Raw genomic sequence first — 453 nt, 5'->3', positions numbered from 1 at the left:
GCGGGCGGTGCGGGCCTCGGCCTCGCGCCGGGCCAGGTCGGCATCGTCGGGCGCGTACCGGCGGTACCACCAGGCGAGCCCCGCGCTCACGAGCTCCCGGTTGAGGCTCCGGCCGTCCGGGAGGATCACCTCGCCCACCACCCGGCCGTACCGGTCGCGGCCCTCTCCCCGGACCCGGACCACCTGGCCGAAGGCGAGCCGCGAGGCGAACTCCTTGGCCTTGCGGCCGAAGGGCTGGCGCCGCTCGGGGCAGTCGATGCCGGCGAGCCGCACCCGGACCTGCTCGGTCCCCACGAGAACCGTGAGGGTGTCGCCGTCGGCCACGGCCACCACCCGGCCGGACAGGTCGGCCCGGGCGGCCGCGACCAGCCCGAGCAAGGCCCAGAAAACCACGAGCGCGCGTCCTGCGCGCCTTCCCCTGCCCTCCATGGCTGACTCCGTTCCGGGCTAGGC

At 76.4% G+C, this 453-nt stretch carries 1 protein-coding gene; it reads right to left on the bottom strand.

Going from position 1 to position 453, the window contains the following annotated elements; all coding sequences use genetic code 11:
- A partial coding sequence (locus ACYQ8L_RS18630) for a thermonuclease family protein (RefSeq protein ID WP_459943317.1) occupies positions 1 to 393 on the bottom strand: 393 nt, incomplete at its 3' end.
- Positions 394 to 453: the final 60 nt, after the last annotated feature.

The sequence above is a fragment of the Deferrisoma palaeochoriense genome (genome assembly GCF_054656955.1).
The sequence above is the reverse complement of the archived record's forward strand: the minus strand, read 5'-3'. Positions and strand labels throughout refer to the sequence as shown.